The 7,237-nt window shown below is 67.7% G+C and carries 5 protein-coding genes and 1 tRNA gene; 1 reads left to right on the top strand and 5 read right to left on the bottom strand.

Annotated elements, in window-relative coordinates; genetic code table 11:
* The 5 genes from HUU94_RS03945 to lon all read right to left on the bottom strand — a co-directional run.
* The coding region (locus HUU94_RS03945; protein WP_174273812.1) for a glycosyltransferase family 39 protein at window positions 1-839 on the bottom strand (839 nt) is incomplete at its 3' end.
* 105 nt (window positions 840-944) lie between these two features.
* Window positions 945-2,066 carry a cell division protein ZapE gene (gene zapE, locus HUU94_RS03940; protein WP_174273811.1) on the bottom strand — a complete coding sequence of 374 codons (1,122 nt, stop codon included), beginning with the start codon at window positions 2,064-2,066 and terminating at the stop codon, window positions 945-947.
* 45 nt (window positions 2,067-2,111) lie between these two features.
* A tRNA-Val gene (locus HUU94_RS03935) sits at window positions 2,112-2,186 on the bottom strand.
* A 110-nt stretch (window positions 2,187-2,296) separates the two neighbouring features.
* A complete protein-coding gene (locus tag HUU94_RS03930; RefSeq protein WP_174273810.1) occupies window positions 2,297-2,569 on the bottom strand; it encodes an HU family DNA-binding protein in 273 nt (90 codons plus the stop codon).
* A gap of 116 nt (window positions 2,570-2,685) precedes the next feature.
* Window positions 2,686-5,091 (bottom strand): endopeptidase La, encoded by a 2,406-nt coding sequence (gene lon / locus HUU94_RS03925; RefSeq protein ID WP_174273809.1) that lies wholly within the window; start codon window positions 5,089-5,091, stop codon window positions 2,686-2,688.
* A gap of 134 nt (window positions 5,092-5,225) precedes the next feature.
* Here lon and HUU94_RS03920 point away from each other — a divergent pair.
* Window positions 5,226-7,237: TonB-dependent receptor (locus HUU94_RS03920; RefSeq protein ID WP_174273808.1), on the top strand; the 2,012-nt coding region annotated here is incomplete at its 3' end.

The raw sequence follows: 7,237 nt of genomic DNA, 5'->3' as shown, positions 1-7,237 counted from the left end.
ATCCGGAGCGCCGCGATCAGCAGCAGCAGGCCCAGCGCCAGACAGAAGATCGCGACCAGCGCCGGATGCAGCATCATCGAGCTGTGGCCGATGATCCGCAGCAGGAAGGTGGCGATCGCGGCGGGCGTCGGCGGCCCGCCATTCTCGACCCCCTGGCTGATCGCGCTGGCGCCCATCACGAACGGCGCGATCCCCACCGCCGACAGCAAAACCAGCGCCCACGCCCCGCCGATCCACAGCGCCTCGCGGCGGCTCCGCGCGCGCGCCGCGATCAAGCCGCTGAATAGCGCCGAGCTCGAGATCACCCCAAAGAAATGCGTGTAGATCGCCAGCACTCCCGCCAGCGCGAAGGCGATCAGCCCTCCGCTCGAAAGTGGCTCCCGTTCGATCAGCCGATAAAGCAGGATGATCTGGAGGATCGTCGCCGCGAAGAACAGGGGATAGGCGCGGATTTCGACCCCGGTCTGCACCATCTGCGGCGTCAGCGTCAGCAATGCGCCCGCGACCACCGCGCTGAGCCAGCCGTAGCGCCACGCCGCCAGCAGCACGAGCGCCGCGATCGCGGCGGCCGCGATCGCCATGTGGAGCAACCGGAAGCCGAGTACCGTTCCGCACAGGCTGCGCCCGCACAAAGCATCGATCGCATAGCTGACCGGCGGCATGCGATCGGGGGGTACGCCCAGCGGCTCGGGGTGGCCCGCGAGCCAGGCGATCATCCGGCCGGGCGGCAGCGCGCTGCCCAGCAACTGCGTGCTCTCGTCGACCCAGACATTCTGAAGCGTCGCGAAATAGCCCGCGAGCAGGATGAAGATCAGCGCCGCGACGATGGCGATCGCCACGCCCGCGGCTCTGCCCCCCGCCCTCATACCCAGATCAGCCAAGCAAATCCCCTTGCCGCATCCGCTAACACAGGGGGGAAAAGCGCGGTAGCCCGGATCGACCGGTCAGGCGACGCCATGCCCGCGCGCGAGATAATCGGCCGATTGCATCTCGCGCAGCCGCGATACGGTGCGCTCGAACTCGAACGCGCCATCGCCCGCCGGATAGAGAAGCTCGGGTTCGGCGGCGGCGGTGGCGAGCAGTTTGACGCCATGTTCGTAAAACGCATCGATCAGCGTGATGAAGCGCGCCGCCTCGTTGCGCTTCTCGGGCGTCAGCAGCGGAATGCCGACGACGATCACGCTATGGAAGGCGTGCGCGATCGCCAGATAATCGGCGGCCCCGCGCGCCTCGAAGCACAGCCGCTTGAACGAGAAGACCGCCACCCCCTTTAGCGCTTTGGGGACATACAGCGTCCGCCCCGTCCCCACCGCAATCTCGCACGACGGCACATGCGCGCGATCCTCGGGTGGGTAGTCGGTCAGGCGGAAGAAGGCGCGGCTCACCGCCTGCGTCGCGGGCTCGCCCAGCGGCGTGTACCAGGTCGGGAACCCCGCCAGCCGTTGCAGCCGATAATCGGTCGGCCCGTCGAGCGTCAGCACGTCGAGCTTCTGTTCGAGCAGGCCGATGAACGGCAGGAAGAGCTGGCGGTTGAGCCCGTTCTTGTAAAGCTCGCCCGGCGCGCGATTGGAGGTGGCGACGATCACCGTGCCCGCCGCCATCATCGCGGTGAACAGGCGGCTCATGATAGCGGCGTCGGCCATATTGTTGACGACCATCTCGTCGAACGCGAGCAATTGCGCCTCCTCGGCGAGCGCGCGGGCCACCGGCGCGATCGGATCGCCTTCCTCGCGCAGCCGCTCGATCCGCAGCCGATCGTGCACCTCCAGCATGAAGGCGTGAAAATGGACGCGGCGCTTGGCGGGCATCGACAGCGACGCGACGAACAGGTCCATCAGCATCGATTTGCCCCGCCCGACGCCACCCCAGATATAGAGCCCGCGCGGACGCGGCGCGGCGCGGCGCGACAGCCGCGCGAGCAGCCCCTGGCGCGGCGGTGTTTCGAGCTCGCTGGCAAGCGCGTCGAGCCGCTCGGCGACGGCGCGCTGCGCGGGATCGGGGCGCAGTTCGCCGCCCGCGATCAACGCCTCGTAACGATCGATCGGCTTGCCCTGCACGCGCCTCATTTCCTGTCGAGCGCAAGGCTGCGGAGGCCAAGCCGGTGGGCGGCGTGGTGGGCGCAGCAGGGATTGAACCTGCGACCCCACCCGTGTGAAGGGTGTGCTCTACCGCTGAGCTATGCGCCCCCGAAAGAGGCCACGCCGGCGGCGCGGATACCGGCTCGGTTCCGGCCTGTCCAGCCGCAATGGCGGCCCGGCATGCTCCGGGCCCCGGCTTTCGCCGGGGTGGACTAGGATCAGTTCACCAGATCCTTGAGCACCTTGCCGGGCCGAAACTTGGGCTGGCTCGAGCTCTCGATCTTGAGCGGTGCGCCCGTGCGCGGGTTGCGGCCGGTCGACGCCTTGCGGCGCGTCACCGAGAAATTGCCGAATCCGACGAGGCGGACCTCGTCGCCCTTCTTGAGCGCCTGCCCGACCAGCGCGAGCATCGTCTCCACCGTGCGCCCGACATCAGTGCGCGCCTGGCCGGTCGTTTCCGCGACGGCCGCGATCAGCTCCTGCTTGTTCATCTCTCTCCCTCCCCGTTCTTTGCGGTTGGCGCATCTAAGTCCGCCGACCCCGCCGCTGTCAAAGGCAAAGCGCGGAAAAACCGAAGAATCGCAGGAAAAGGGCGGGAGCAGGCGCCTCAGTGGCGGGCGAGGCTCGCCGGTTCGGCCGCGCCGGCATGCGGCGGCTCGGTCGCCAGTTCGTCCGCCTCGGTCCACTCGATCGGCACGACCGGGCGGACCAGCGCGCGCGCCAGCACCTCGTCCACATGCGCGACGGGAATGATCTCGAGACCCTGCCGGATATTGGCGGGAATTTCGGCCAGATCCTTCTCATTCTCCTGCGGAATCAGCACGGTGGTGATCCCGCCGCGCAGTGCCGCGAGCAATTTCTCCTTGAGCCCGCCGATCGGCAGCACGCGTCCGCGCAGCGTCACCTCGCCCGTCATCGCGACGTTGCGGTGGACGGGGATCCCGGTGAGCGTCGAGATCAGCGTCGTCACCATGCCGATGCCCGCCGAGGGGCCGTCCTTCGGCACGGCACCTTCGGGCAGATGGATGTGGACGTCCCGCTTGAGGAACAGGCTGGGCTTGATCCCGTAGATCGGCGCGCGCGCCTTGACGAACGACCAGGCCGCCTGGATCGATTCCTGCATCACCTCGCCGAGCTTGCCCGTGGTCTTGACCAGCCCCTTGCCGGGAACCGTGACCGCCTCGATCGTCAGCAGCTCGCCGCCAACCTCGGTCCAGGCGAGCCCGGTGACCGCGCCGATCTGGTCCTCCTCCTCGGAGACGCCGAAGCGATGCTTGCGGACGCCCGAGAAGTCGCCGAGATTTTCGGGCGTCACCTCGATGCGGCTGTCCTTGCCTTCGAGGATGCGGCGCAAAGCCTTCCGCGCAACCTTGGCGATCTCGCGCTCCAGCGTGCGGACGCCCGCCTCGCGCGTGTAATAGCGGATCAGGTCGCGCAGCGCGCCGTCGGTGAAGACGAACTCCTGCGGCTTGAGGCCGTGGGCGTCGATCTGCTTTTGCAGCAGGTGCGCCTTGGCGATCTCGACCTTCTCGTCCTCGGTATAGCCCTCCAGCCGGATGATCTCCATGCGATCGAGCAAGGGTTGCGGCAGGTTAAGCGAATTGGCGGTCGTCACGAACATCACGTCGGAAAGATCGACGTCGATCTCCAGATAATGATCCTGGAACTTGCCGTTCTGCTCGGGGTCCAGCACCTCCAGCAGCGCCGACGCCGGATCGCCGCGGAAATCCGCGCCGAGCTTGTCGATCTCGTCGAGCAGGAACAAGGGGTTGGAGGTGCCGGCCTTCTTGAGGTTGGTGACGATCTTGCCGGGCAGCGACCCGATATAGGTGCGGCGGTGGCCGCGTATCTCGGCCTCATCGCGCACGCCGCCGAGCGACTGGCGCACGAACTCGCGCCCCGTCGCCTTGGCGATCGACCGGCCGAGCGAGGTCTTGCCGACACCCGGCGGGCCGACGAGGCAGAGGATCGGTCCCTTGAGCTTGTTAGTCCGCGCCTGCACAGCCAGATATTCGACGATCCGGTCCTTGACCTTCTCCAGCCCGTAATGATCGTCATCGAGCACGGCCTGGGCGGCGGCGATATCCTTCTTGATCTTGCTCTTCTTACCCCAGGGCAACCCCAGCAGCACGTCGAGATAGTTGCGCACCACCGTCGCCTCGGCGCTCATCGGCGCCATCGTGCGGAGCTTCTTGACCTCGGCGGTCGCCTTGGCGCGCGCTTCCTTCGATAGCTTGAGCGTCGCGATCTTCTGCGTCAGCTCGGCGATTTCGTCGCCGCCCTCGTCGCCCTCGCTCGTGCCCAGCTCGCGCTGGATCGCCTTCAACTGCTCGTTGAGATAATATTCGCGCTGGCTCTTCTCCATCTGGCGCTTGACGCGGCTGCGGATCTTCTTCTCGACCTGCAACACACCGAGCTCGCCCTCCATGAAGCCGAACGCCATCTCCAGCCGGCGGCCGGGCAGCGCCTCGACCAGCATCGCCTGCTTGTCCGCCACCTTGACCGCGATGTTGCTGGCGATCGCGTCGGCGAGCTTTCCGGCATCCTCGATCTCGGCAAGCTGACCCGGAAGCTCGTCCGAGAGCTTCTTGTTGAGCCGCGCATAGCGCTCGAACTGCTCGACGACCGAACGCATCAGGCCGACGATCTCCTTGTCCTCGGCGTCGGCGATCTGCTCCTCGACCGGGGTGATGTCGGCAACGAGGTGATTGTCCTCCGCGCGCAACACTTCCAGCTTGGCGCGGCGCTGGCCCTCGACCAGCACGCGCACCGTGCCGTCGGGCAGCTTGAGCAGTTGCAGCACGGTGGCGACGACGCCCATGTCGTAGAGGCCGGTCGCGTCGGGATCGTCATCGGACGGATCGAGCTGCGAGACCAGGAAGATCGACTTGTCCGCCGCCATCGCGCTTTCCAGCGCGGCGACCGATTTGTCGCGGCCGACGAACAAGGGAACGATCATCTGCGGGAAGACGACGATATCGCGCAGCGGCAGGACGGGAAGGGTCTCGATCATGGATACTCCGGGCCGGGGCATGGAGCCCCGGCATGGATGCGAATATGGGGCGGTCGGCCCGCCCGATCAATGCGGGACGGCGCATGTTGCAGCGCGGACATTTTCGGTGACGTTTTTCGGCTAGGGGCATGCGCATGAACGGCAAGCTGATCCTCCTCCTCGCCACCGGCCTGCCGGCGGTAGCGCTCGCCCAGACTACGCCCGCGCCCGTGACCGGCACCGGGGCCGCGCCCAAACAGGCGGCGACAGCGACCGACGACGGCGGCGACGAGGAGATCGTGGTGCGCGGACAGAAGCCGCCCGGCTCGGTGGTCGGCGATATCCCGCCCGAGCAGACGCTGACCCCGGCCGATATCCGCGCTTATGGCGTCAATTCGATCTCGGACCTGCTCAGCGAGCTTTCGCCGCAGACCACGGGGGTGCGCGGTCGTGGCGGCGAGGCGCCGGTGGTCCTGCTCAACGGCAAGCGCATCTCCAGCTTCGCCGAAATCCGCGACATCCCGACCGAGGCAATCCTGCGCGCCGAGATCCTGCCCGAGGAGGTCGCGCTCAAATATGGCTTCACCGCCGATCAGAAGGTGGTCAACTTCGTGCTGCGCCGCCGCTTCAGATCGTGGACGGCGGCGGGCGAAGGCGGCCTTTCGACCGAGGGCGGCGGCGCCGGCGGCAACGTCAACGGCGACATCTTCCGCATCCAGGGCGACAATCGCGTCAATATCGACGCGCGCTACAACCGGAGCGACCGCCTGCTCGAAAGCCAGCGCGGGCTCGCCTCGCCCGCCGCGAGCGGCGCCGACCTCAGCGACTTCCGCACGCTCCGCCCCGCGACCAGGACGGAGACGCTCAACGCGGTCTATGCGCGCGCGATCGGCGGCGGCATCTCCGCGACCGCCAACGCCACGCTCACCGGATCGCAGAGCGATGCGCTGCAAGGCCTGCCCTCGGCCGCGCTGATCGTTCCGGCCGGCAGCCCCTTTTCCACGACGGGCACGACCGTCAACCGCACGTTCGGCGACGATGCGCTCGGCCAGCGCGTGCGCTCGCTGACCGAACATCTCGGGCTCGGCCTCAACGGCAATGCCGGCGCGTGGCGCTGGAACTTCACCGGCAATTACGATCATGGCGACAGCCGCACCGCCAGCGAAACCGGCCTCGACACCACGGCGATCCAGGCGCGGCTGACCGCGCGCGATCCCCTGCTCAATCCCAACGGCGATCTCACCACGGCGCTGGGCGGCCTGCTGACGAACCGCGCGCGCGCCGTGACCAACGACGCCAATCTCCAGATGGTCGCCAACGGCGCGCTGTTCGCGCTGCCCGCGGGCGCGGTCACCACGGCGGTCAAGCTCGGCGGCACTCTCACCGCGATCGACGGCCGTTCGGAGCGCATCGGGGTGGTGACCGACACCAGCCTGTCGCGCCGCGCCGGCAACGCGCAGATCAATCTCGATCTGCCGATCGCCAGCCGCAAGACGGGGACGCTTTCGATCCTCGGCACGCTCACCGCCAACCTCAACCTTGCGGTCAATCAGCTTTCGGATTTCGGCACGCAGCGGACCTATGGCGGCGGCTTCAACTGGACGCCGGTGGCACCCGTCTCCTTCCTCTTTTCCTATACCGACGACCAGGGCGTGCCGACGGTGCAGCAGCTCGGCAATCCCGTGCTGATTACCGCCGATTCTCGCGTGTTCGATGCGTTCAAGGGCGTCACCGCCGACGTCGTGGCGATCAGCGGCGGCAATCCGGCGCTTCGCGCGGACGATCGCCAGGTCATCAAGCTCGGCGCGCAGTTCAAGCCGCTGCCCAAGTCCGATCTCAATTTCACGGTCAATTACGTGAAGAGCCGCATCCGCGATGCGGTGGCCGGCCTGCCCGAGCCGACCGCGGCGATCGAAAACGCCTTTCCCGATCGCTTCGTCCGCAACGGCAACGGCGATCTCACGCGGATCGACACGCGCCCGGTCAATTTCGATCGCGAGGACGAGCAATCGCTCCGGACCGGCTTCACGCTTTCCATCCCGCTCAAGCCCTCGGCGGCGACGATCGCGGCGTTCCGCAAGGCGGCTCAGGCGCGGTTCGGCAACACCGGCCTCGGCCAGCGCCCGCCCGGCGGCGGCGGCGGCGACCAGCCCCCTCCCCCCGGCGC

It is taken from the genome of Sphingomonas bacterium (genome assembly GCF_903644055.1).
Classification (GTDB): domain Bacteria; phylum Pseudomonadota; class Alphaproteobacteria; order Sphingomonadales; family Sphingomonadaceae; genus Sphingomonas_I.
This window is presented reverse-complemented; position numbering and strand designations above follow the sequence as displayed.